Origin of the sequence: Blautia faecis, from assembly GCF_027662325.1 — a bacterium.
GTDB classification, from domain to species: Bacteria; Bacillota; Clostridia; order Lachnospirales; family Lachnospiraceae; genus Blautia_A; species Blautia_A faecis.
In genome coordinates, this window is sequence record NZ_JAQDKY010000003.1 from 138073 (window position 1) to 161273 (window position 23201).

General features: G+C 43.9%; 23 protein-coding genes, 1 pseudogene and 1 riboswitch. Of the genes and pseudogenes, 6 read left to right on the top strand and 18 right to left on the bottom strand.

What is annotated here, in order from left to right; genetic code table 11:
• Window positions 1-192 precede the first annotated feature (192 nt).
• Window positions 193-335, top strand: a riboswitch (ZMP/ZTP riboswitch).
• Between the two features lie 125 nt (window positions 336-460).
• Window positions 461-2146 (top strand): formate--tetrahydrofolate ligase, encoded by a 1686-nt coding sequence (locus PGQ38_RS03075; protein ID WP_173717513.1) that lies wholly within the window; start codon window positions 461-463, stop codon window positions 2144-2146.
• Between the two features lie 186 nt (window positions 2147-2332).
• On the opposite strand, the gene PGQ38_RS03080 is transcribed toward PGQ38_RS03075, so the two are convergent.
• The gene (locus PGQ38_RS03080; protein WP_173717512.1) at window positions 2333-3205 is read right to left on the bottom strand and encodes a phosphoribosylaminoimidazolesuccinocarboxamide synthase; all 873 of its coding nucleotides are present in this window, start codon (window positions 3203-3205) and stop codon (window positions 2333-2335) included.
• 326 nt (window positions 3206-3531) lie between these two features.
• Between PGQ38_RS03080 and PGQ38_RS03085 the strand changes: the two genes are divergently transcribed.
• Window positions 3532-4332, top strand: a complete 801-nt coding sequence (locus PGQ38_RS03085) for a Cof-type HAD-IIB family hydrolase (RefSeq protein WP_195992669.1) — start codon at window positions 3532-3534, stop codon at window positions 4330-4332.
• Between the two features lie 108 nt (window positions 4333-4440).
• On the opposite strand, the gene xylB is transcribed toward PGQ38_RS03085, so the two are convergent.
• The 5 genes from xylB to PGQ38_RS19700 form a co-directional block, all read right to left on the bottom strand.
• Window positions 4441-5907, bottom strand: coding sequence for a xylulokinase (xylB, locus tag PGQ38_RS03090; RefSeq protein ID WP_270430801.1), 1467 nt, complete (start codon window positions 5905-5907; stop codon window positions 4441-4443).
• A gap of 239 nt (window positions 5908-6146) precedes the next feature.
• Entirely contained in the window at window positions 6147-7628 is a 1482-nt protein-coding gene (locus PGQ38_RS03095) for an L-fucose/L-arabinose isomerase family protein (protein ID WP_118581802.1), read from the bottom strand.
• A gap of 166 nt (window positions 7629-7794) precedes the next feature.
• Complete coding sequence (locus PGQ38_RS03100; protein ID WP_226815961.1) at window positions 7795-8412, bottom strand: DUF4867 family protein; 618 nt, start codon at window positions 8410-8412, stop codon at window positions 7795-7797.
• Between the two features lie 206 nt (window positions 8413-8618).
• A complete protein-coding gene (locus PGQ38_RS03105) occupies window positions 8619-9482 on the bottom strand; it encodes an AraC family transcriptional regulator (protein WP_173719166.1) in 864 nt (287 codons plus the stop codon).
• Window positions 9461-9658 (bottom strand): DUF6783 domain-containing protein, encoded by a 198-nt coding sequence (locus PGQ38_RS19700; protein WP_334304065.1) that lies wholly within the window; start codon window positions 9656-9658, stop codon window positions 9461-9463. Before PGQ38_RS19700 ends, PGQ38_RS03105 begins: the two co-directional genes overlap by 22 nt.
• Here PGQ38_RS19700 and PGQ38_RS19705 point away from each other — a divergent pair.
• Window positions 9578-9751 (top strand): DUF6783 domain-containing protein, encoded by a 174-nt coding sequence (locus PGQ38_RS19705; protein ID WP_334304066.1) that lies wholly within the window; start codon window positions 9578-9580, stop codon window positions 9749-9751. The genes PGQ38_RS19700 and PGQ38_RS19705 overlap by 81 nt on opposite strands.
• 160 nt (window positions 9752-9911) lie before the next feature.
• Window positions 9912-10190 (top strand): type II toxin-antitoxin system HicB family antitoxin, encoded by a 279-nt coding sequence (locus PGQ38_RS03110; RefSeq protein WP_118581811.1) that lies wholly within the window; start codon window positions 9912-9914, stop codon window positions 10188-10190.
• 146 nt (window positions 10191-10336) lie between these two features.
• On the opposite strand, the gene PGQ38_RS03115 is transcribed toward PGQ38_RS03110, so the two are convergent.
• From PGQ38_RS03115 to PGQ38_RS20370, 7 genes are all read right to left on the bottom strand, one after another.
• Window positions 10337-11581 carry an AGE family epimerase/isomerase gene (locus tag PGQ38_RS03115; protein ID WP_118581814.1) on the bottom strand — a complete coding sequence of 415 codons (1245 nt, stop codon included), beginning with the start codon at window positions 11579-11581 and terminating at the stop codon, window positions 10337-10339.
• A 357-nt stretch (window positions 11582-11938) separates the two neighbouring features.
• Window positions 11939-12361 (bottom strand): flavodoxin, encoded by a 423-nt coding sequence (locus tag PGQ38_RS03120; RefSeq protein WP_118581817.1) that lies wholly within the window; start codon window positions 12359-12361, stop codon window positions 11939-11941.
• A gap of 156 nt (window positions 12362-12517) precedes the next feature.
• Entirely contained in the window at window positions 12518-13069 is a 552-nt protein-coding gene (locus PGQ38_RS03125) for a DUF3793 family protein (protein ID WP_118581820.1), read from the bottom strand.
• A gap of 71 nt (window positions 13070-13140) precedes the next feature.
• Complete coding sequence (locus tag PGQ38_RS03130; RefSeq protein ID WP_118581906.1) at window positions 13141-13428, bottom strand: DUF2325 domain-containing protein; 288 nt, start codon at window positions 13426-13428, stop codon at window positions 13141-13143.
• 467 nt (window positions 13429-13895) lie between these two features.
• Entirely contained in the window at window positions 13896-15983 is a 2088-nt protein-coding gene (locus PGQ38_RS03135) for a heavy metal translocating P-type ATPase (RefSeq protein ID WP_270430803.1), read from the bottom strand.
• 203 nt (window positions 15984-16186) lie between these two features.
• Window positions 16187-16513 carry a DUF6110 family protein gene (locus PGQ38_RS03140; RefSeq protein ID WP_204454609.1) on the bottom strand — a complete coding sequence of 109 codons (327 nt, stop codon included), beginning with the start codon at window positions 16511-16513 and terminating at the stop codon, window positions 16187-16189.
• 101 nt (window positions 16514-16614) lie between these two features.
• Window positions 16615-16767: a DUF6783 domain-containing protein gene (locus PGQ38_RS20370; RefSeq protein WP_416386734.1), complete on the bottom strand. Its 153-nt coding sequence runs from the start codon at window positions 16765-16767 to the stop codon at window positions 16615-16617.
• Between PGQ38_RS20370 and PGQ38_RS20375 the strand changes: the two genes are divergently transcribed.
• A complete protein-coding gene (locus tag PGQ38_RS20375; protein ID WP_416386735.1) occupies window positions 16696-16941 on the top strand; it encodes a DUF6783 domain-containing protein in 246 nt (81 codons plus the stop codon). The genes PGQ38_RS20370 and PGQ38_RS20375 overlap by 72 nt on opposite strands.
• A gap of 76 nt (window positions 16942-17017) precedes the next feature.
• Here the strand turns inward: PGQ38_RS20375 and PGQ38_RS20380 are convergent.
• The 4 genes and pseudogenes from PGQ38_RS20380 to PGQ38_RS03160 all read right to left on the bottom strand — a co-directional run.
• Window positions 17018-17299, bottom strand: a pseudogene (locus tag PGQ38_RS20380) (transcriptional repressor); the annotation flags it as partial.
• Window positions 17300-17491: 192 nt separating this feature from the next.
• Entirely contained in the window at window positions 17492-19645 is a 2154-nt protein-coding gene (gene feoB / locus PGQ38_RS03150) for a ferrous iron transport protein B (protein ID WP_204454610.1), read from the bottom strand.
• Between the two features lie 315 nt (window positions 19646-19960).
• On the bottom strand, window positions 19961-20182 hold the full coding sequence (locus PGQ38_RS03155; protein WP_118581832.1) for a FeoA family protein: 222 nt from the start codon (window positions 20180-20182) through the stop codon (window positions 19961-19963).
• Between the two features lie 25 nt (window positions 20183-20207).
• Complete coding sequence (locus PGQ38_RS03160) at window positions 20208-20420, bottom strand: FeoA family protein (RefSeq protein WP_118581835.1); 213 nt, start codon at window positions 20418-20420, stop codon at window positions 20208-20210.
• Between the two features lie 462 nt (window positions 20421-20882).
• On the opposite strand from PGQ38_RS03160, the gene PGQ38_RS03165 reads away from it, so the two are divergent.
• Window positions 20883-21767 carry an LD-carboxypeptidase gene (locus PGQ38_RS03165; protein WP_204454612.1) on the top strand — a complete coding sequence of 295 codons (885 nt, stop codon included), beginning with the start codon at window positions 20883-20885 and terminating at the stop codon, window positions 21765-21767.
• On the opposite strand, the gene PGQ38_RS03170 is transcribed toward PGQ38_RS03165, so the two are convergent.
• Window positions 21764-22936, bottom strand: coding sequence for an NAD(P)-dependent malic enzyme (locus PGQ38_RS03170; RefSeq protein ID WP_148461790.1), 1173 nt, complete (start codon window positions 22934-22936; stop codon window positions 21764-21766). The genes PGQ38_RS03165 and PGQ38_RS03170 overlap by 4 nt on opposite strands.
• Between the last annotated feature and the right edge of the window lie 265 nt (window positions 22937-23201).

Here is a 23201-nt window from a genome sequence, read left to right on the forward strand (position 1 = left end):
GCAACTATCCAAGTCATAAAATTTTTATGAAGTCTGAATCGGAGATTATATTTTTCCATTCAGACAAATTTTCTCCACATTCAAAGCATTTGTTATTTTTCACAAATATACATCGTCTTTTTTGACAATAATGCTGTCTGTTAATTTATTGACAAAATGTTTTTTTAATGATACAATGAACACATCAATTGAAAAGCTTCTGAATACTGACGGATCGTGGAGTTAACCACAGGGACTTCAGGAGCAGATCATGAGGATTACTGTTTACAGCTGCTGCACCATATTTTGCAGACAGCATAGACCGTAATTTCCAGCCGACCGTCTGGGCAGTATTTGAATCATCAGATACTGCCCTTTTTTTACCGGGAGGTACCTCTGACATGAGGGAAATACCGTTGTCTTTTTAAGAAGCGGTCATATAAAAACCATTTAATCTTACACAACGAAAGGAGCTTTTATTATGGGGTTTAAAAGTGACATCGAAATCGCACAGGAATGTGAAATGAAACCAATCACTGAGATTGCAGCTAAAGCAGGTATTGCGGACAAATATCTTGAGCAGTATGGTAAATACAAAGCAAAAATCGACTACAATCTTCTGAAAGAAACAGATAAGAATGATGGCAAACTGATTCTGGTTACCGCTATCAACCCGACTCCTGCCGGAGAAGGAAAAACCACTACTACAGTTGGTCTGGCAGACGCTATGCAGAAGCTTGGCAAGAACGTTATGGTAGCTCTTCGTGAGCCATCCCTTGGACCGGTATTCGGTGTAAAAGGCGGTGCAGCAGGCGGCGGATATGCCCAGGTAGTTCCAATGGAAGATATCAACCTTCACTTCACAGGTGACTTCCACGCAATCGGCGCAGCAAACAACCTTCTTGCGGCAATGATCGATAACCATATTTTCCAGGGCAATGCTCTTAACATCGACCCACGTAAGATCACATGGAGAAGATGTGTAGATATGAACGACCGTCAGCTTCGTAATGTAGTAGACGGACTTGGCGGAAGAACAAACGGTATGCCTCGTGAAGACGGCTATGACATCACGGTAGCTTCCGAGATCATGGCTGTTCTCTGTCTTGCAAGTGATATCAAAGACCTGAAAGAAAGACTTTCCAGAATCATCATCGGTTATACATATGGCAAACCGTCAGAGCAGAAACCGGTAACAGCTGGTGATCTTCATGCAGAGGGTGCTATGACAGCACTTCTGAAAGATGCTCTGAAACCAAACCTTGTTCAGACACTGGAGCATGTACCTGCAATCGTTCACGGCGGACCATTCGCAAACATTGCTCACGGATGTAACTCCGTAACCGCTACCAAGATGTCTCTGAAGCTTGCTGATTACACCATCACAGAGGCTGGATTCGGTGCTGACCTTGGTGCCGAGAAATTCCTTGATATCAAATGCCGTATGGCTGGTCTGAAACCAAATGCAGTTGTTATCGTTGCTACTGTCCGTGCACTGAAATACAATGGCGGCGTTCCGAAGGCTGATCTTAACAATGAGAACCTTGAGGCTCTTGAAAAAGGTCTTCCAAACCTTCTGAAACACGTAAGCAACATCAAAAATGTTTACAAGCTTCCATGTGTTGTTGCAATCAATGCATTCCCGACTGATACCAAGGCAGAGCTTGACCTGGTAGAAGCAAAATGTAAAGAGCTTGGCGTTAATGTTGCACTTTCTGAAGTATGGGCAAAAGGCGGCGAAGGCGGTATTAAATTAGCTGAGGAAGTAATCCGTCTTGTTGAAGAGCCAAACGACTTCACATATTCCTATGAGCTTGAAGGCTCTATCGAAGATAAGCTGAACCAGATCGTTCAGAAAATCTATGGCGGTAAGAGAGTTGTTCTCACAGCAAACGCTCAGAAACAGGCAAAACAGCTTGAGGAACTGGGATTCGGAAACTGCCCGATCTGTGTAGCAAAAACACAGTACAGCTTAACAGATGACCAGACCAAGCTTGGTGCTCCTACAGACTTCGAAGTAACCGTTCGTAACCTGAAGATTTCCGCAGGTGCAGGCTTCATCGTAGCCCTCACAGGAGAGATCATGACCATGCCAGGTCTTCCAAAGGTTCCGGCTGCTGAGAAAATCGATGTAGACGAAACAGGTAAGATCACAGGACTGTTCTGATTTTTACATGTCAGCCAGGTTTCCGTGTAAACATGGATTTGGCACGTTGCTCACAAAAATCAACGCCCGGGAGACCCAAACTCCCGGGCGCTTTTTACATACAAGCAAAGTGTATCCTTTGAAAATAAAATAAAGGATTTTATCAGCCTGCCAGGGACAAATGCCCTGGCAGTATTTGTATATTACTTATTTCAGCTTCTCCCCTGTAAGCATCTCATATGCCTGGAGATATTTGTCGATTGTCTTGTCCACGATTTCCTGTGGAAGAGTCCAGTCGTTGTCCGGGTTTGCTTTCAGCCAGTCACGGGCAAACTGCTTGTCAAAGGATGGCTGGCCATGACCTGGCTCATATCCATCTGCCGGCCAGAATCTGGAGCTGTCCGGTGTAAGCATCTCATCACCAATAACAATATTACCATTTTCATCAAGTCCAAACTCAAATTTGGTATCTGCAATAATAATACCTTTGCTTAAAGCATACTCAGCACATTTTTTATATAATGCGATGGTGTAATCACGAATCTTCTCTGCATACTCCTGACCATGTCCCGGATAGTATTTCTCAAGATGGGTAACGCTCTGCTCAAAAGAAATATTCTCATCGTGGTCGCCAATCTCAGCCTTGGTAGAAGGTGTGTAAATAGGCTCAGGCAGCTTGTCAGACTCTTTCAGACCTTCCGGAAGAGTAATTCCGCAAACTGTACCATTCTTCTGGTAGCTTGCCCAGCCGCTTCCAGTGATATATCCACGAACGATGCACTCAACCGGGATCATATCCAGCTTGCGGCACATCATGCTGTTTCCGTCAAACTTATCCTGCTGGAAAAACTCCGGCATATCTTTTACATCAACAGAAATCATGTGGTTCGGCAGGATATCCTGGGTCATATCGAACCAGAACTTGGACATCTGGGTAAGAACAGTGCCTTTCTTCGTCACTTCGTTGTTCAGGATCACATCAAAACAGCTGATACGGTCTGTCGCAACCATGATCAGGCTGTCTCCGTTGTCGTAAATCTCGCGTACTTTGCCTTCTTTAACTGGCTTCATTTCCTGCATAGCTTTACACCTCATCACTTTTCTATTTTTCATTTTTGTAAAAGTCCCAAAGGCATGACTGTTTCACAACCTCAGCCTGCCTGTTTCCGCTTTTACAGCACCCAATTATTTTACCATTTTGCAAACAAAAAAACAATTCTCTTAAATGCCGAAATCAAGGCATCTTTTCCCGAAATCCATGTGAATCTTCACATGTAACCATTCAAAGTGATTGATTCCTGCATTATCTTCGTTTTATAATAAGAAAAAACAACCAGCAGGATACTCTGCCTGCGAGGGGCATTTCAGCTCACAAAACTAATTTACCATATATTCCAGGAGGCACTATGATCTATAAATTTGCAGCCGCCGACATGGACGGTACTTTATTAAATGACAAAAACGAAATTACACCATACACCATCGAAATAATCCGGCAGGCAGCCGCGCAGGGACTGATTTTCTCCATATGCACCGGGCGCCCCATTCAGGGAGTGGAGCGCTATCAGAAACAGCTGGGCATTCAGGGACCTGTGATCACTTATAATGGGGCTATGATCCTGGATTCTGCTGACGGACGCGTTCTGTATAGACAGGAGCTGAAAGCTGACGATGCGCGTCTGATTCTGGAAGCAGGACTGAACTATGATACTACCATGTGCATCTGGTCGGACAATAAATTATATGGGAACAAGCTGAATGACCGGATTCAGGAATACAGCCAGGCTACCAAGGTAACGCCCCTTCTCATGCCATCTATCGACGAGCTTTTGGCGCAGGGGATTACGAAAATTCTCTGGTATGACGATGTTTCCCAAATTCAGCAAATAGAAAAAGAGCTACGGAAAACAGCTCATTTTCATAACGTAACTTTTTGCACCTCCAAGCCCTTCTATCTGGAGTTCTTCAGCAGTAAGGTGTCAAAGGCTGCAGCTATTGATTGCATTGGTAAGCTCTACGATTTCACCCCCGCTGAAACTATCGCTATCGGCGACGGTTTCAATGACCTCTCCATGATCCGCTATGCTGCCCTTGGCGTTGCCATGGCAAATGCACCAGATGGCGTGAAAGAGTCTGCGGATTATATCACTGCACGCACTAACAATGAGGATGGTGTTGCAGAAGTTCTGGAGAAATTTGTTTTATAGAATCATGACTATACAAAAATGGTGATTGTGTTAATTATTTCACATTCAACACAATCACCATTCTATTAATCCGTTTTAAACCAAATTTTGTCCGCCTTGCTATATCTCTTACAGATTCTTAAACAGCGGCTTCATAGCCGGATACAGTTCTTTGAACTTCTGGTATCTCTCCTCATATTTCGCAGCCAGTTCTGGAGTAGGCTCTACAGTATCCACTACTTTTGCAAGCTTCTTGCCAGCAGTCTCAACGTTCGGATAAACACCGCATCCTACTGCTGCCAGCATAGCACCGCCAAGGGATGGTCCCTCTTCCACTTCCAGAACGTCAACCTTAATATTCATAACATTTGCAATAATCTGCTTCCACAGCGGGCTCTTTGCACCACCGCCACAGATCTTGGTACGCTCAATTTTAATTCCAAGACTCTTTGCAACCTCCAGAGAATCACGAAGTGCGAAAGCAACTCCCTCCAATACAGCCTGAGTCATATCTGCTCTTGAGGTGTCCATGGACATGCCGAAGAATACGCCTCTTGCATCTGGATCGTTGTGTGGGGAACGCTCGCCCATCAGGTATGGCAGGAAGAATACGTGATTCTCACCAAGCTTCTGGATAGGCGCCTGCTCTGCTGCGAAGTCCTTCGTTCCAAGAATCTCCTCGGCCCACCATTTATTACAGGAAGCAGCGCTGAGCATACATCCCATCAGATGATAGCTTCCATCTGCATGGCAGAAAGAATGAAGGGCATTGTGCTCATCTACACCAAAATTCTTGCTGGAAATAAATACAGTTCCAGAAGTACCAAGGGAAATATTGCACTGTCCATCACCAACTGTTCCAGTACCAACAGCTGCTGCCGCATTGTCTCCAGCACCAGCGATAACCTTTACATTCTCAGAGAAGCCAAGCTCTTTAGCAACCTCTGGCTTCAGTGTTCCAACAACCTCCCAGCTCTCATAAACCTTCGGAAGCTGCTCCTCTTTCACACCGCAGATTTCCATCATTTCTTTAGACCAGCAGCGATTCTTTACATCCAGAAGAAGCATACCTGAAGCGTCAGATACATCTGTGCAGAAGGAGCCGCTTAAACGATAAGCCAGGTAATCCTTTGGAAGCATGATCTTCACAACTTTTGCAAATTTCTCTGGCTCATTTTTCTTCATCCACAGGATCTTCGGAGCAGTAAAGCCTGCAAATGCGATATTTGCAGTATACTGGGAAAGCTTGTCCTTTCCGATCACATTATTCAGATAATCTGTCTCTTCAGAAGTACGTCCGTCATTCCACAAAATTGCAGGACGAATTACCTGATCCTGATCATCTAAAGTTACCAGTCCATGCATCTGTCCGCCGAAGCTGATTCCGGCAACCAGGGAGCGGTCAATGCCCTCTGTCAGTTCTTTCATACCAGCCATACTCTGGGTATACCAGTCTTCCGGATTTTGCTCAGACCAGCCCGGATGCGGGAAAAATAATGGATATTCTTTTGATACGATATTACAGATTTTTCCGGATTCTTCCATAAGAAGAAGTTTTACTGCGGAAGTACCAAGATCAACACCGATAAAATACATTTTTATCCTCCTTAAGTTCATGCCTTAGGCGCTCCTTCTAGGCTTTCCGGCCAGAACCCTCTTAGAATGCTCTGCCCGCCTATTCTAAAAACAGCCGTACCGCATAAAGTGGTACGGCCGTTTCTATATACGCCTATAATTCTATTCAAATCGTCCCTTCCTGCTTTTTAAGCAAGAAGCAATCATTCTACATTGCTCTCAACTTTGTACACAGCAATTACTTACTGTTTATTTAAGCATTAGCCCCATGGATTCTCTGTAGGATATCTTACACCAGCTGGCTGGTTGTAACCGATCTTCTTAACATCAAGTCCAAGGAATTTCACTACTTCGTAGAATGCCTTTCCATAATGTCCGAACATAACTGCACCGTGATGCGGGTAGTTGCCCTCGATCAGTACGTGACGGTAGAATCTTCCCATCTCTTTGATTGCGAAGATACCAATACCACCAAAGGATCTTGTAGGTACGTCAAGAACTTCACCTTCTGCAACATAAGAAACAAGCTCTCCCTCAGAGTTGCACTGCAGACGATAGAATGTAATATCAGAAGCAGCGATATCTCCCTCCAGAGTTCCTCTTGTGAAATCTGGCTCAGATCCTTCCGGTTCAAGAAGTCTGTGCTGGATCAGCTGATATTTAACAGCTCTGGAATCGCACATCTTGCAGGCCGGAGTATTTCCGCAATGGAAGCCCATGAATGTATCGGTAAGCTTATAATCATATTTGCCCTTGATATCCTCATCATAGATGTACTGAGGAACGGAGTTGTTGATGTCAAGCAGTGTAACAGCGTCATTGGAAATGCAAAGTCCGATGTACTCGCTAAGAGCTCCGTAGATATCAACCTCACAGGATACCGGGATTCCTCTTGCAGCAAGACGGCTGTTTACATAGCATGGCTCAAATCCAAACTGTGACGGGAATGCAGGCCAGCATTTATCAGCAAATGCAACGTATTTTCTTGCTCCCTTGTGAGCCTCAGCCCAGTCAAGAAGAGTAAGCTCAAACTGTGCCATTCTCTCACTAAGGTCAGCATAGTATCTGCCCTCGCCCATCTCCTTCGCCATATCTGCACAAACTTCCGGGATACGAGGATCGTTCTCATGCTCTTTGTATGCAACCAGAAGGTCAAGTTCAGAGTTCTCTTCAATCTCAACGCCCAGCTCATAGAGTCCTTTGATCGGTGCGTTACATGCGAAGAAGTCCTGTGGACGTGGTCCAAAGGTAATGATTTTCAGGTTACGAACACCGATAACGGCACGTGCAACTGGTACGAAGTCAGCGATCATGGTAGCAATGTCAGTTGCAGTTCCAACCGGATATTCCGGAATATAAGCTTCAAGATGACGCATCTTTAAGTTGTAGGAGCAGTTCAGCATACCGCAGTAAGCATCACCACGACCATTGATCATATCGCCATCGCCCTCAGCAGCAGCTACATACATGCAAGGTCCGTCAAATCTCTCAGCAATCAGGGTCTCTGGAGTCTCTGGTCCGAAGTTTCCAAGGAAAACAACAAGTGCATTACACTCAGCTTTGTTTACATCCTCGAGAGCCTTCTCCATGTCTTTCTCATTCTCAACAGTTACTGGACATTCATAAAGCTCACCCTTGTAAGCGTCCATGATAGCTGCGCGTCTCTTCTCAGAAAGCTGAATCGGGAAACAGTCACGGCTTACTGCGATTAATCCAAGTTTTACTACTGGTATATTGTTCATAATAGGTATTCCTCCATATGTTAATTTTTTAAGAAACTTTCAATTGTGGTAGCTATGTAAGCTCCTCAGGTCTCAATATTCATTTTTCAAACAGACTTTAGTAGTTACCCGCCAACAACGTGTCGGTTTATCTTCTGAAAAAAATGAGCAACTATGAATTATTTTATCAGTCAATTGTGATATTCTCACCCTTCAGACCATTAAATGCGCCAGCGATCTTCGCATCCTCATGTGCGATCAGCCATTTGTTCTTGGCTGTCATCAAGCTGTCCTCTCCCGTCTTCTCAGTCTGGAAAGTAAGGTCTGTGTTAGTTCCTTTCGGAAGTACAACAACACACTGGAAACCGCCCTCATTCACATGACATGGTGCGTAGTGAAGTGTGGTAGCGTATACCTCGATTCCGGTTCCTGCCGGTACAAGGAATGCCTCGATCTTAGATGTATCATAGGTATGATCCGGCTCAATGTCCTGCTGATGTCCGATAAGAAGGACAAGATCTGTAACCGCTACATTGATCTCGGAATTACGATGATACTCCACTGCATTCAGCTTCTTGTTATGGCCGTTGCAGTATCCGATCTGGACCGGCAGCCCGCCGTATCCCTTATTCTGCAGGTCCTTCATAATATCCAGTGCCTCCAGCTCCTCAACAGATGGAACATAGATTACGTCCTCTGGAACCGGAGTGTGTTTCATCTCCTTGATAAGACCTGTAAAGTCGTATCCCTCCAGCACCTGTCCATATTTACGGAATGCCGGATCTGTTACTTTCTGAATCTTCACGATTAACCTCCTTTTGCGCATATCAGAATGCGGACATGGCTACTATCTGCCACTCTCACAGCAGTCCAACATGCTCATACTCAAGATTCCCGAACCAGCTGCTGATCTCAGTCTGCCCTGGTTCTTTCTGCATGAAAAAAGCATACCATATTCTGATATGCTTTACGACGGTTTTCTTGTCTTATCTATAGCACTTTTTTGACATTTTATTCTTTTGGAGTTGTATTAAATTTTTGTCTTACTTCGCTTGGAAGTCTGTTATATTTCTTCTGAAACTCTCTGGAAAAGGCTCTGCTGCTGGCAAAACCGTTGTCCAGGGCAATCTGGCTCACTGTTTTCTCTGTATTCATCAGTTCCCGACATGCATAAGACATGCGAATTTCCTGTAAATAAGTCTTAAAATTGATTTTTGCATACTTTTTGAACATTCGCGACAAATAAGCGTCTGAATAGCCAAATAAATTTGCCATCTCAGAAAGTTTCAGTTCTTCTGTATAATGCTCACGCATATAAGTGGTAATTTTTGACAAAGCATCCAGTCGTCGGCTGTCCTGAATTTCCTCCTGTGCAGCCTCGGTCTCACGATAATCCCTTACCATCAGGTACAAAATATTGTAGTACAGTGCCATAGTCCGGTACTCCCATCCTTCTTCACGGGCACAGTACACCTTATAAAGCTCCTCAATAAAAAATGCCAGCTTCCGATTATCCGGAGCCTTGGACTTCTGATCCTTTGCCACACGGGCTGCACTTGTAAATCGGATAAACCGCTGGGCAGTAAAATATTTTTCAAACTGCTTCAGTGGAATCTGCAAAACCACAGTCTCATTTTTCCTGGGGGCGTGAATGGAGTGGATCTCATTGGAATTGATGATGATCAGCCCGCCAGCCTCCAGGGGGTACTCTTCTTCATTAAGAAAAAAAGTCAGTCTGCCTTTTAGCACTGCAAAAATCTCAATTGAGGTATGCCAGTGTTTTTCTCTTTCGTAATTGCCGTGTCCGCCTTCAAATAAAAAGATTTTGAAAGGAAGACCTTCGTTTGGTATGATCAATTCATGCTGAAATTCCAAGATTTCACCTCCGGCAGGTATATTTCTATAAAGCCGCGCCATTTTCTTTCAGTTCCGAACCGGCTAGAGCGTGTTTGAAAAAGGCTTTCTGCAAGATGTGCGTCACAATTTGTGGGAGATTTCGCTCGGATGAGGGCGCGGTAGCGGGCTACGGCAACCGAATTCAGGTGAAATATACCGCAAAGTGGAGTGTGCAGATTGCGGGAATGATTTTTCAAACACGCTCTAAAGTCTCTTGCTGTAAGAATATCATTTTCCCCTATATTTGACAATCCTGTTTCTTAGATTCTTTTTGGCTCCGCTGCCACGTCTTTTCTCGTTTCGTATTTTCTTAAATACAAGTTTTTTCTTATCTTGTATTTACCAGCTCAAACGCTTATAATTGAAATTAATTTTCAATATGTTATTTTTATTTTCGGGAGGTTTATCATGAAATTTATATATCCTGCTGTTTTTAAGAAAACCGAAGATGGTCGTTATAAGGGAACTTTCCCAGACCTGGAAGGCTGCTTCGGAGAAGGAGACACTTTAGACGAAGCTATCGAAAGCGCTAACGCTGCTGCATTCGACTGGATTTCTGTAGAGCTCTCCGAAGAAGTTCCAGAGCTGCCTCCGATCACAGATCCAGATGATATGGAATTAGAAGATGAGGATGTGGTCAGAAATATCCAGGTGAACATCCGGTTGTATGATGGGTGGGATGAATGAAGTTTACCGTGAGTGTTTGAAATGTCCGCTTACGTTCCAGACTTCACTGACTTACCTAATAAGTCCAAAATGGGGAGGCAAAGCCTCCCCATTAATTTTATCACTGTACCTGGTCAGAACCTTCTCAGTTACAAAATATTTTTGTTTTATCTTGCCTGCTTCTTCACTGCCACTGCAATGGACAGACCGGGAGCATAATATGGAATCAATGTAGCCTGCAGTGCATGATAAATATCAGACTTTCCAGGCCATACGGTCTCCAGAAGATTGTTCTCTCTGTCCAGCTGGTGGAACCAGGAACCGTTTACGTGATCCAGAACTTTCTCATCCAGATATTTCATAAACTCTGCATAATCTGCTGCGTATTTCTCATTATCTGTTACATGGAACAGAACGGAAGAGGTGTTGATTGCTTCTGCAAGAGTCCAGTGCATTCTGTCATGGACTACAGGTTTGCCGTTCCAGTCTGTTGTGTAACAGATTCCCGGTGCACCGTCTGCATTCCATGCGTCAGCAACTGCGCGGTTATACAGATTCTCTGCAGCTTCAATATAAGGTGCTGCGCCAGCCTTATCCTCTTTATATGTAGAAAGCGCCCACTGTGTGATCAGTCTTGCCCACTCAATTCCGTGTCCCGGAGTTGCGCCGTATGGCTTAAACTGGTCGTCCGGGCGGTCTTTGTTGCATTCCAGATCCGGTACCCAGTCACTGGAAAAATGCTCCGGTATACGCCAGTTATTGTCCTTTGCCCATACCAGAACATGGTCGATGATCCTGCCTGCACGTACACGATATTTCTCATCCCCGGTCACATCAGCTGCGGCAAGAAACGCCTCAACGGTATGCATATTTGCATTCAAGCCTCGATAGGAATCCAGCTCTGTAAATTCTGTGTTCCAGGTATCACAGGAAAGTCCTTCTTCCTCGTTCCAGAATCTCAGATCATAAAGTGCCAAGGCATCTTTCAAAAGCTCTGCTGCCCCTTCTCTGCAGGCCAACACGCCGGAAGAAGCTGCCAGAATTACAAATGCATGGGCATAGCACTGCTTGGTTGGAACAATTTCATTGTCCTTTGTAAGACCAGCATACCAACCACCATTTTGATCATCGTGAAGCTCGCCTCTAAGCCCCTTCAACGCTGCATCAGCCAATGCCTCGCTGCCTTCATGTCCAAGCATGGAACCAATGCTGTACACATGTGTCATACGGCTTGTGATCCAGGTTTCACGGTTACGGTCTTTCCAGGGAGTGCCGTCATCTCCAAGATAATAGGAGCTTCCTCCTGGTGACGGAAACTGATGTCCGAAGCTTAATAAGCCATCTCTAACATCCTGCAGAAATTTCTGGTTTTCAGCTGTTCCAAGCTGATATTTATTCTCTGTAACTGCCATTTCTGTTTTCTCCTTTTATACTGTAATATCCTGTGAAAGTCCCGCTCTACAGCTGACTCTCATATATAGTGATGTCACAAATAGGCAACAAATCCGTTTTGTGATGATCTCCCACTTTGCAATCTTCATTTTACCTTATCTGGAAGGCCTTGAACAGAGGGGTGAACTTTGGCTTTTATGGGGATTTTTACTGTTTCACTTTTCTGACACAATTATACTCCCAGACGGGATTTCGGTCAATTTATTTAAGTTTCATCAAAACAGCCGCCATTAGTACGTTATTTGCACTAATAGCGGCTGTAAATGTTATTATTGTTATAATAATCTATATTCTGTTTTTTTCAAAAACAGTTCCAATCAGCAGATAGCTTTTCCAAGCTCAATGCAGGCTGCCTGAGCCTCATCATCTGGCTCTTCGTTGCAGATTACACTGTCAACAGCAAGTGCAACGCCATCGTTCTGGCATTTTTCTTCCCAGCTGCGCATCCAGTCGCCGTCTCCCCATCCGTAGGAACCGAAGAGCGCTACTTTTTTGCCTGCAAGCTTTGGCTCACATGCTTCGAATACCGGCTGGAATACGGAATCCTCAAGCTCCTCATCTCCCATTGCAGGGCATCCGAAAGCTACACCGTCAAAACTGCTGATATCTGTTCCATCAAAATCATCTGCACTGATCACTTCTACCTCAGCTCCTGCAGCTTTTGCACCTTCCGCTACTTTATTTGCCATTTCCTCTGTATTACCAGTTCCGCTCCAATATACAACTGCTACTTTACTCATAACTTCACTTAACCTCTTTCTTTTATAATTTTATTGCCAGCCTGTGAGATCATTTATGTTTTATCCTCCACATCTGGCACTTTAATAACGAAAGTCAGCTTTTCCGTGACTCTTATCGCTTTTTAGCTGTCACCCATAGTGGACTTTCATTGTATGTCAGGCAGCCACTGTCAGCTGCAGAACACTCCTGCCTTTTGCCCATAGATTCCGATAAACCTCGCGGCATTTATGGTACTTCTGAAACATTTTCAATGCTTCACATTCATTACAATATACTTTCCAGCAGCCGGAACATTTATAATTCTGTCCGCCATTCTGGATAAAACCAATTACGTCCCCAAGTGGATAATCAAGAAAAATCCCAATCTCATGTGGAAAATCTTCTGATGCCTCAAAGCGCTTCTTCAGTAACGCCAGGCACTGTTCCGGTTCTGTATTTTCATATCCATATTTTTCCAGAAACCGGGCAACTCCAGGACGATTCAGATTCTGTGCCAGCTGTTTTTCCCGGTATACATAAACCAGAGAACGGTTACCACGACTGCGAAGTGCCAGCAGCTTCACGCCCTTTGGATTCATCAGCTGATTCCACCTGGAAATCTGAAGGTCTATATTTTCTCCCTCTTCACAACAGGCATTGAAAAGATTGGCTGCTTTTAATGAAGCAAGGGTGGGAGCACAGTGCTCAATGAGACATTTCTCGATCATGATAAACTCCTGTCATTAGCTGCATTCAAAATACTATAACCCCTTTGCGAATGTGGCTCGCAAATTCTTCTTTATGCCATCACTGCATGCTCATCCAATGCACACTTTAAGGCGCTTGCGCTGCTGGTATGGATGCGCGCTACCGGAATGTTGTTTTTCTTTGCTTCCTGGGATGCACTGATGACCATTTTATGGGACACTGTATTGGTAAAAAGCACCATCAGATCCGGGCATCCGATTTTTTTACGGATGGCGCCGTTCTCTTTTGGAAAAACCTTCGCCTTATATCCATAGTCTTTGCAGATATCGGTATACTGACATACCATTCTCTCATTTCCGCCGATGATTACAATACTCATGTAAATTGTCCTTTCCGGGTTTCCTGAAGCTTCTGAAAATGAAGAAACCTCCCTGCTTCCATGCAATGTTTTCTCCTTATTTTCGTTAGTCTGTTCTAACCCTTTGTTAAAAAAATTAGAAGCTTTCCGTTTTCTGTTTACAACCTTCCCAGTAACGCCTGCACTTCTGAAATATGTTTTAGTTGCTGCAGTCCTTTACATTTTATTTTATGTAAAATGTGCTGATTATATATTTTTATAGTTCTACGCTTCGGTTAGCTTATGCTAACTTTTATGATGTTAGTTTACACTAATCCTTTATTTCTGTCAAGTACTAAGCAAAAAAAAGAGAGCTAATGAAAAACAGTCTCATTAACTCTCTGATTATATTCAGAAGTTCCACTATTACCGCAGAGCGTGTTTGAAAAATCATTCCCGCAATCAGAACCCGATTTTTTTACAATGTCCGCAATGCGCGACACATCCGTTCAGATTTCCTCAGTGCCCACCAGATTCTTCATACTGTTCATACCGATCAGCAATGTTGAAGTATTGTGAAGCAATGCTGAGGTAGTCGGCTGCAGGATTCCGGCAACGCCCAGCAGGATCAGACCAGTGTTAAATCCTACGATCGTTCTGTAATTATTGTGGATACGCTTCATCAGCGCGTCACTGATATGCTTCAGAACTACGATACCTTCCAGATTATCCGCACCGATAGTGATGTCTGCAATCTCTCTTGCAATCTCAGCGCCTTCGCTTACTGCAATACCTGCGTCAGCTGCAGAAAGTGCCGGGGAATCGTTAATTCCATCACCCAGCATGACAACCTTGCGTCCTTTTGCTTTCTCTTTTTCCACGAAGCTTGCTTTATCTTCCGGAAGAACCTCAGAATAATATTCGTCAACGCCGACCTTGGCAGCAACAGCCCTGGCTGTACGTTCACTGTCTCCGGTCATCATAACCACCTTGCTGAATCCGGCTTTTTTCAGCGCTTTTACAACTGCAGGAGCTTCCTCACGGAGAGGATCCTCAATGCAGATAACAGCTGCAAGACTGCCTTCAATTGCAAGATACAGATGGGAATACTCATTTGGAAGATTTTTAAACTTCTCTTCCATGCCTTCCGGAATGGTACATTTCTCATCCTCGAATACAAAATGGGAGCTTCCGATGATTGCTTTTTTCCCTTCAATGGTTGTAGAAATACCATGAGCCACAATGTATTCTACTTTGGAATGCATTTCCTCATGATCCAGTTTTCTCTTCTTCGCTGCGTCTACAACAGCTTTCGCCATGGAATGGGGAAAATGTTCTTCCAGGCAGGCTGCAATTCTTAGCAGTTCATTTTCGTTCTGTCCATTAAACGGGACAACCTCAGCTACTGTAGGTTCTGCCTTGGTAAGCGTACCAGTCTTGTCAAATACGATCGTATCGGCATCCGCAACTGCCTCCAGGAATTTACCGCCTTTCACAGTGATTTTGTATTCTCCTGCCTCCCGGATAGCGGAAAGTACGGAAACCGGCATTGCCAGCTTCAGGGCACAGGAGAAGTCAACCATCAATACGGAAACAGCCTTGGTTACATTTCTGGTAAGCAGATAGGTAAGTGCTGTACCGCCAAGTGTGTATGGGACCAGTCTGTCCGCCAGGTGCTCGGCCTTGCTCTCAAGACCGGATTTCAGCTTCTCAGTATCCTCAATCATGGCTGCGATCTTCTCATAACGGCTGGAACCACCAACTGCTTTTACAGTAATGACAGCCTCACCCTCTTCCACAACCGTACCTGCGTATACGGAATTTCCTTCCACTTTTCTTACAGGAACAGATTCACCAGTCAGGGAAGCCTGGTTTACCATAGCCTCGCCCTCTGCGATCAAACCGTCAAAGGGAATCACATTTCCCATATGTACTACAACCATATCTCCGGCCTGGATCTTGTCTGCGTCCACCAGCACCTCTGTACCTTCACTGCGAAGCCATACCTTACCAGTGTTCAGAGACATGGTACGTGCCAGATCATCCACTGATTTCTTGTGGGTCCACTCCTCAAGCAATTCTCCGATTCCAAGCAGAAACATAACAGAACCAGCTGTGGAGAAATCGCCGCGGAAAATAGAAACACCGATTGCAGTTGCATCCAGAACCGGAACCTCGATCTTACGCTTCCAGAGTGTCTTAACCCCCAGCCAGATGTATTTCACAGACATTGCAGTGGTATAGATTGCAGACAATGGATATGGCAAAAGCAGCTTGCGTCCGTAATGGAAAATAACTTTATTTACCAGCTTCTCCTTATAAGTCTCATTTAATTCTCTTCCGGAATTCTCCAGCACCTGGGCCGGTACGCTGACACGGCTGTAACCAAATGCCTGAATTGCCTTTAACAGTTCATTCCGTTCTCCGGTGTAATAGATAAGAGCATCACTGGTACGGTTAAAGACCTGGGCCTTCTTTACTCCATTCAGATTTTCCAAGTAATACTGAAGGGTATCTGCCTGGGTAAAATTCATATATTTTTGAAAAAGATGGACTCTGATACGTCCTTTTTTCTCATGTTTAATTGTAAATTTCAACTTGTTCACCTACTTTTTCTTCAAAGCAAGAGTTACTGTTCATTACGTTTACCGTAATCGCTTCGCGCCACACTCTTCGAAATTTTAGTAAGGTTTGTTCACCAAAATATTTCGCAGAGTTTTTCAAAGGAACAGCAACGATTAAGAGGACTGTCGCAAAAACGGCAGTCCCCAATATGTTTGCAAGGTATTACACTGCCAGATTACTCAGCAGCTTCCTCTGTCTCAGCCTCTTCAGCTTCATCAGTCTCTTTAAACTCTGTCTCGCCTTCAGCTGTCTCATCCTCAAACGGCTCCTCAGCTGCTTTTCTGTCCTCGTTGATCTGCTGTGCATCTGCATAGATATCACCTGCATTTTCCTGAACAGTTGTAACCGTCTTCATTACACAGTCCTTTGCTCTTAAAACAGCTGCTGTGCACTCTGTGTAAACTTTTTTCGCATCTTTGCTGGAAAGAAGCTTGATACCTGCTGTTCCGAATAAAACACCTGCTGCAAAAAGTCCTGTCTTGTCCCATTTAAAACTTGCCATGATTAAATTCCTCCTTATAGTGAAACGCTATTGTTGTTAATTATTTTTCAATATTTTGGTATTATATATCAGGTTTTCTGAAATTCCCAGTGCTATTTTGCTTATCGAGAAATATTCTCATTATCTCCCTGTTTTAGGGCGTGTTTGAAAAAACTTTCTGCAAGATGTACGTCACAATTTGAGTGAAATATACCGCAAAGAGGAGCGTGCAGATTGCGGGAATGCTTTTTCAAACAGGCTCTAACTCTCTCCACTGGATAACTGCTATTTTTATATGCCTTCATACTATCATGCCAGTTTTCAAGCACCGCACTTTGACATGGTCATCTCAATACTCTCAATATCCTGATCTCCAATATAGCCCATATTTTTCAATCCTTCTCTTACAACCTGTTTCCATACTTCAGAAGGCAGCTTACAGACAGTAGCATCGCTAAGTCTTACCGTGCAGCCATTTTCCTGGCAGCATGCTGCACAGCTGGAAATCCGGTACATGTTCTTTCGGCTGATGGCGCCGATTTTTTCCAGCATATTTACCATACGGTAAATTGTGGCAGGTCCAATATTTCGGTCTTTCTCCTGCACCTTGTAATAAATCTCCTTACAGCAGGAACACTCCTCCTCCAGAATAATATCCAGTATCAGCTGGCGCTGTCTGGTGATCCTGCAGCCTTGTTCGCGTAATCGTTCAAGGATCATATCTTTCTGCATTTGTGTCCGCTGATATGCTTCCTGATTTTCATATGCTTTTTCTTCAACTGCGTTTTTCATCATTTTCATCGCCATCCTTTTTGATTTCTGTATGATTTTATATCAGGGCTGGAATTTCTATATAAGGAGAAACCATAACGGTTCACGCCTTCACTGCTGCAGAGCATCTTTTTCCAAAGTGAAAAGATATGGTGATTTCCCCTTATATAAAAATTCCAGCCTGTATCTTTTAAGGGATACAGGCTGAATTATTTTTAACAACTTTGCTTAAGCAATACTCTTTGTATTAACTTTTAAGCTGTTGCTCTCTTTATATGGTCTGAACAGCAGGTACAGGAATACTGCAACCAGAACGAATGCAACAACTGTTCCGATTCCAAATCCGCCGCCTGTAAGCAGTGTACCAATCTGATAAATGCAAAGGGAAACTACATAAGCAAGACCGCACTGATAGCCGATTGCAAACCAGAACCATTTTGCATTGTTCATCTCTCTCTTAATAGCACCCATAGCTGCGAAACAAGGAGCACAAAGAAGGTTGAATACCAAGAATCCGTATGCTGCAATAGGAGTCATTACCTGTGCAAGATTTCCCCAGATCTCAGCTCCATTCTCTGCAACCTCAGCAAATCCGAAGAGCATACCAAATGTAGCAACAACGTTCTCTTTTGCAATAAGACCTGTTACGGCAGCAACTGCCATCTTCCAGCCTTCTCCTGCTTTTGTCCATCCAAGAGGAGCAAAAATCCAGGCGATTGCAGAACCGATCTTGGCAAGAATACTGTTGTTCAGCTCTTCTACCATTCCAAAGGAACCGCCTTCCCAGCCGAATCCCATAAGGAACCAGAGAACGATGGTGGAAAGAAGAATGATGGTACCGGCTTTCTTGATGAAGGACCAGCCTCTCTCCCACATGCTTCTCAGAATATTGCCAACGGTTGGCCAGTGATATGCCGGAAGCTCCATAACGAATGGTGCCGGCTCGCCAGCGAACATTTTTGTTTTCTTAAGGATAATACCGGAGCAGATGATTGCTGCGATGCCAACAAAGTAAGAGCTTGTAGCAACCCATCCGCTGTTGTTAAAGAATGCACCTGCGATCATTGCAATGATCGGGAGCTTCGCACCACAAGGAACAAATGTTGTAGTCATGATTGTCATTTTACGGTCACGGTCGTTCTCGATTGTACGGGAAGCCATAACTCCAGGAACACCACATCCGGAACCGATCAGCATTGGAATAAAGGATTTTCCGGAAAGACCGAATTTACGGAAGATTCTGTCCATGATGAATGCAACACGAGCCATGTAACCGCAGGACTCAAGGAATGCAAGGAACAGGAACAGAACCAGCATCTGCGGCACGAAACCAAGTACAGCGCCAACACCGGCAACAATACCGTCAAGAATCAGTCCCTGCAGCCATGCAGCGCAATTTACAGCTTCCAGAGCAGACTCAACTGCCGGAGGAATAATCTCACCGAAGAGTACATCATTTGTCCAATCTGTTACAATAGTTCCAACAGTGGTTACAGACACATAATAAACAACCCACATTACAACTGCGAAGATCGGAAGCGCCAGCCATCTGTTGGTTACGATTCTGTCGATCTTATCGGAGGTTGTAAGTTTCTTTCCTGTAGAGGATTTTGTATAGCACTGTCCAATAATGGAAGAGATGTATACATAACGCTCGTTTGTGATAATACTCTCTGTATCATCATCGAATTTATCTTCCAGAGCCTTTACTTCGTAAGACACATCCGGAACACTCTTCATCTGCTCTACGATCTTGTCATCTTTCTCGATAAGCTTGATTGCAAAGAAACGTTTCTGAGCCTCTGCAACAGTTCCTGTCAGCTTATTCTCAACAGATTTGATCGCATCCTCAACATCCTGTGCAAATTCGTGAACCGGAATTGTTTTCTTTTTGCTCTGTGCTGCGCTGATTGCTTTCTCAGCAGCTTTCATGATTCCGGTTCCTTTCAGAGCGGAAATCTCAACTACTTCGCAGCCAAGCTTTTTGCTTAATTTGTCAATGTGGATCTTGTTTCCGGATTTCTGAACCAGATCCATCATGTTGATAGCCATAACTACCGGGATTCCAAGCTCCATGATCTGTGTGGACAGATACAGGTTACGCTCAAGGTTTGTACCATCTACGATGTTGATGATCGCATCTGGCATTTCATTGATCAGGTAATTTCTGGCAACCACTTCCTCAAGTGTGTATGGGGAAAGGGAATAAATACCAGGAAGGTCCATGATGGTTACATCCTTATGACCTTTCAGTTTACCTTCTTTTTTCTCTACTGTTACACCAGGCCAGTTACCAACGAACTGGTTAGAGCCGGTCAGTGCATTGAATAATGTGGTCTTGCCGCAGTTAGGATTACCTGCAAGTGCAATCTTAATCGACATTTTCATGCCTCCTCTTTCTTTCCAGATTTTCTTTTTTTCCGGGCTTATTATATACAGCTTCTGCTGATTTTAGTTGCCCTGTGCTGCCTATTGTTTTAATCAGCTTTCGTTTGTTAGCCTTTCAACCTTATATTAGGTTTTGCTAACCCGCAAGGTAAAAAAAATTGCCCATTCTATTCCAGAACATGCAATTTCATGCTGTGCTGATTTTACCACTGTTCATATGACAACATTTGTAAAATGTTTTTCAAAAATATGTGACCAGTAACTTTTCCCTTATGTACACACAGCAAAGTACTATATCCTGTACAGTACTTATTCTACCTCTATCATTTCTGCATCGACTTTTCTCAGAGACAGTTCATAATCTCTCACGGTTACCTCAATAGGATCTCCAAGCGGTGCAACTTTACGTACATAGATCTGTACCCCTTTGGTGATTCCCATATCCATGATACGTCTCTTTACTGGTCCTTCACCGTGCAGTCTCTTCACTGTGACAGTCTGACCTACGCCAACTTGCCGTAATGTTTTCATAATACTTGCTCCTTTTTTCTGGATTTCAGACCATGATCCGATTCGCCATATCCTTGCCAATGGCAACTCTGGAATCTTTCACATTCACGATCATGTTACCGCTGATCTCACTTACAACGGTTACTGTAGCTCCCTGTACAAATCCAAGATTTTCAAGGAATTTACGGGTTTCTTCTTTACCGCCGACTTTTTTAATCACCTGCGGCTCTCCTTCGTTTACCATTGATAACGGCATCATATCATCCTTCCTTTTTTGTGCTTTAGAAACACCTATTTATTATTATGTTTCGCTTACGTTAATTAGTATATTCTAATTCATATAAGCTGTCAATAATTTATTTGCACTTTTTTCTCATTTTTTTCACTGCAATTTCGTAAATTCTGACCAGTGCTTTTTGAAAATGTTTCGGGATTCCAGAGTGTGTTAAAAAAAATCTCTACAAAATATACCGCAAAGTGGGGCGTACAGATTGCGAAACGTTACCAGTGAACATCAACTGCGGGAATGCTTTTTCAAACACGCTCCAGGATGAATGGTGGATTTATGAGGAATTATTGTTTATAATGTAAAAGAAGATAAAAAGTGTTGAATGAGCGTATTTTTATGCTTCATACATTGTTTTAGATAGTAAAATCTGTGAAAAAGTTACATGTATAAAAAAATCACATGCACCTTATTGAAAAGAAAGGATTACTTTTTATGAAACAGGGAAGCAAAATCGGGATTGTCTGTTGTTCCAACGGACTTAGGCCAGAACAGGCCGAAACAATAAAAATGTTGGTGCAGATTCTGGAAAAATCCGGACTAGAAGTAGATCTTAGCCCTTATCTTTATGGAGATGAAAACGGACAGGCTGGAACTGCCAGGGAACGTGCCGGGGCTCTTATGAAATTTTATGAGGATGATTCTGTCACGGATATTTTTGACGTATCTGGCGGGGATATGGCCAACGAGATTTTATCCTATCTGGATTTTCAGACCATTGCTTACGAAAAAAAGCATTTTTGGGGATATAGTGATCTGACAACAATTATAAATGCCATTTATGCCCGAACAGGGAAATCATCTGTCCTGTACCAGATACGAAATCTCACCTACGATCACAGCCAGTCCCAGATAACGGACTTTCTTAGTACTACCTTGGCGGGGGCCACTTCTCTTTATGATTTTCCTTATGAATTTGTGAGGGGGACTCATATGGAGGGAATTGTAGTAGGAGGAAATATACGGTGCCTTTTGAAGCTGGCTGGCACGCCTTACTGGCCGGATATGCGGGAGAAAATCCTGCTTCTGGAGTCCTTTGGAGGAAAACTGCCGCAGATGGTGACTTATTTAAGCCAGTTGAACCAGATGGGGGTATTTAAGAAGGTGAATGGGATTTTATTGGGGACGTTTACGAAAATGAAGGAGGATAACTGTCAACCAGATATGGCGCAGCTAGTCCTTGAATTCGCAGAAAAAAAGACACCCGTTGCGAAATCACCTTTGATCGGGCATGGAACGGATTCAAAGGCGATTCGCATCGGGCATCGTTTAAAGTTATTCTCCGCAGAAGAAAACAAACGGATATATAAAGAATTTTAGATCCTAGCCACTCCGCTCTTAATGGCAGCTTCAGCAGTAGCCTTCGCAACCGCATCTTTCACTCTTGAATCAAATGCTGCTGGCAGAATATAATCAGCGCAGAGTTCTTCGTCGCTTACCAGGCCTGCAATGGCATAAGCTGCGGCAATCTTCATTTCGTCGTTGATGTCAGATGCACGGACATCAAGGGCACCGCGGAAGATTCCCGGGAAGCAGAGAACATTGTTCACCTGATTCGGGTAGTCGGAACGACCTGTGGATACTACCGCTGCGCCTGCTGCCTTGGCCTCATCCGGAAAAATCTCAGGAGTCGGGTTTGCGCAGGCAAAGATGATCGGATCTTTCGCCATAGTGCGAACCATATCCGGAGTAAGGGTTCCAGGTGCGGAAACACCGATAAATACGTCAGCGCCTTTGATCACTTCACTCAAGGAGCCCTTCTCATGATTGGCGTTTGTGATCTTCGCCATCTCTTCCTTAATTGGGTTCAGCCCCTCACGGCCTTCGTAAATTGCACCTTTACGATCTGTCATAATAACATTCTTAAGTCCCATGGAAATAAGAAGTTTGATAATCGCGATTCCGGCAGCTCCTGCTCCAGAAGTAACGATCTTAATGTCTTCGATTTTTTTGCCAACAACCTTCAGCGCATTGATCACACCTGCAAGCGTAATAACTGCAGTACCATGCTGGTCGTCATGGAAAATCGGAATATCACAGCACTCTTTCAGCTTCTTCTCAATCTCAAAGCATCTCGGTGCGGAAATATCCTCCAGGTTTACACCGCCGAAGCTTCCAGCCAGAAGGCGAACGGTCTGCACGATCTCATCTACGTCCTTGCTTCGAACACAAAGTGGAATAGCATCTACATCACCAAACTCTTTGAACAGAACGCATTTGCCCTCCATAACCGGCATACCAGCCTCTGGACCGATATCTCCAAGGCCAAGAACAGCGGTACCGTCAGTTACTACAGCAACCGTATTCCAACGTCTGGTCAGTTCGTAACTTTTATTAATATCTTTCTGAATCTCAAGGCAAGGCTGTGCAACACCAGGGGTGTAAGCAAGGCTTAAAGCATCCTTGGAATCAACCTTTGCTCTTGAAACAACTTCAATTTTACCTTTTAACTCATAGTGCATCTTTAAGGATTCTTTTGCGTAATCCATGTTCGTATCTCCTCTTCTGAAAAAATGTGTGGGCACCTGCTCTCATTATTATACGCAGCAAGTCCCGCTCGGATACAAAATATCCACTTTGGGCTACAAGGGAAAGTATATACGAAACTTCGTCAAATCACAACATGAAAATATGAATAAATCTCTCAATAAACAAAACACCGTTCCAACCTGGCTGCTACTATTAACCCGAACCCTCAAAACGTATTGCCGAAAATAAAATGCTCAGCATAAATCAGGGCAAACTCCCGAAGAA

What these genes read in the sequence shown, in the direction of transcription:
- PGQ38_RS03130 (WP_118581906.1), bottom strand. Translation starts at nt 13,428, where the DNA reads ATGAGTATTGTAATCATCGGCGGAAATGAGAGAATGGTATGTCAGTAT.
- PGQ38_RS03170 (WP_148461790.1), bottom strand. Translation starts at nt 22,936, where the DNA reads ATGGATTACGCAAAAGAATCCTTAAAGATGCACTATGAGTTAAAAGGT.
- PGQ38_RS03165 (WP_204454612.1), top strand. Translation starts at nt 20,883, where the DNA reads ATGAAACAGGGAAGCAAAATCGGGATTGTCTGTTGTTCCAACGGACTT.
- xylB (WP_270430801.1), bottom strand. Translation starts at nt 5,907, where the DNA reads ATGTATTTTATCGGTGTTGATCTTGGTACTTCCGCAGTAAAACTTCTT.
- feoB (WP_204454610.1), bottom strand. Translation starts at nt 19,645, where the DNA reads ATGTCGATTAAGATTGCACTTGCAGGTAATCCTAACTGCGGCAAGACC.
- PGQ38_RS03120 (WP_118581817.1), bottom strand. Translation starts at nt 12,361, where the DNA reads ATGAGTAAAGTAGCAGTTGTATATTGGAGCGGAACTGGTAATACAGAG.
- PGQ38_RS03095 (WP_118581802.1), bottom strand. Translation starts at nt 7,628, where the DNA reads ATGAACAATATACCAGTAGTAAAACTTGGATTAATCGCAGTAAGCCGT.
- PGQ38_RS03125 (WP_118581820.1), bottom strand. Translation starts at nt 13,069, where the DNA reads ATGATCGAGAAATGTCTCATTGAGCACTGTGCTCCCACCCTTGCTTCA.
- PGQ38_RS03155 (WP_118581832.1), bottom strand. Translation starts at nt 20,182, where the DNA reads ATGAAAACATTACGGCAAGTTGGCGTAGGTCAGACTGTCACAGTGAAG.
- PGQ38_RS03080 (WP_173717512.1), bottom strand. Translation starts at nt 3,205, where the DNA reads ATGCAGGAAATGAAGCCAGTTAAAGAAGGCAAAGTACGCGAGATTTAC.
- PGQ38_RS03115 (WP_118581814.1), bottom strand. Translation starts at nt 11,581, where the DNA reads ATGGCAGTTACAGAGAATAAATATCAGCTTGGAACAGCTGAAAACCAG.
- PGQ38_RS03085 (WP_195992669.1), top strand. Translation starts at nt 3,532, where the DNA reads ATGATCTATAAATTTGCAGCCGCCGACATGGACGGTACTTTATTAAAT.
- PGQ38_RS19705 (WP_334304066.1), top strand. Translation starts at nt 9,578, where the DNA reads ATGTGCGTCACAATTTGTGGGAGATTTCGCTCGGATGAGGGCGCGGTA.
- PGQ38_RS03075 (WP_173717513.1), top strand. Translation starts at nt 461, where the DNA reads ATGGGGTTTAAAAGTGACATCGAAATCGCACAGGAATGTGAAATGAAA.
- PGQ38_RS03160 (WP_118581835.1), bottom strand. Translation starts at nt 20,420, where the DNA reads ATGATGCCGTTATCAATGGTAAACGAAGGAGAGCCGCAGGTGATTAAA.
- PGQ38_RS03140 (WP_204454609.1), bottom strand. Translation starts at nt 16,513, where the DNA reads ATGGCAAGTTTTAAATGGGACAAGACAGGACTTTTTGCAGCAGGTGTT.
- PGQ38_RS03110 (WP_118581811.1), top strand. Translation starts at nt 9,912, where the DNA reads ATGAAATTTATATATCCTGCTGTTTTTAAGAAAACCGAAGATGGTCGT.